This is a genomic window from Prevotella sp. SGI.167 (assembly GCF_050313615.1).
In the GTDB taxonomy this organism is placed as follows: Bacteria; Bacteroidota; Bacteroidia; order Bacteroidales; family Bacteroidaceae; genus Prevotella.
The window spans coordinates 1-582 of record NZ_JBNPLT010000122.1; the positions used below are offsets into that span (position 1 = coordinate 1).

Consider the following 582-nt stretch of genomic DNA (forward strand, 5'->3'; position numbering starts at 1 on the left):
TAGTTCTTTTCGTAAAGAACTTGGCGTTTTACTGTCAATAGCAACAGCCGCTATGCCGTGTTCTCTGTAGAACTCGGCAATAGCATTGGCATGAGAAATATTGATAGCATAGACGATGCCCTTTCTGTCTTTACCAAATTCTTCCAAGCTCTGATAGAGCCTTTCGATACTCGGTTTCTTATTCAGCAGCATATCCATTTCCTTGTTTTGGTAGTCACCATCTGCTCCTCGCTTCTGCAAGGAGTCGATGAGCCGTTGCGTTACACCATCTGATTTGATGCTCACGAAATCGTATGTTGCCAATCTTCCCTTACTGATAAATTCAGGAACACTCCACGACTGCACCAAGACATCAAACAGATCAGTAAAACCCTTACCGTTCAATCGGCAAGGAGTAGCCGTCAGTCCCAGGAACTTAGCATTCGGGAATCTCTCCCACATCTCCTTATAGGTCTTGGCAAGCGCATGGTGCGCCTCGTCAATCACTATCATCCCCGGTTCTTCCTCTATCTCGTCATAGTGTTTAGCCAACCATTGTATCGACACCGCCTTGATAGGAACATTGAATGCGCCAGCCGACAA

The 582-nt window shown here is 46.0% G+C and carries 1 protein-coding gene; it reads right to left on the reverse strand.

Features of this window, described 5'->3' with window-relative positions; all coding sequences use genetic code 11:
- A partial coding sequence (locus tag ACQRBJ_RS16160; RefSeq protein WP_445304249.1) for a DEAD/DEAH box helicase occupies positions 1-582 on the reverse strand: 582 nt, incomplete at both ends.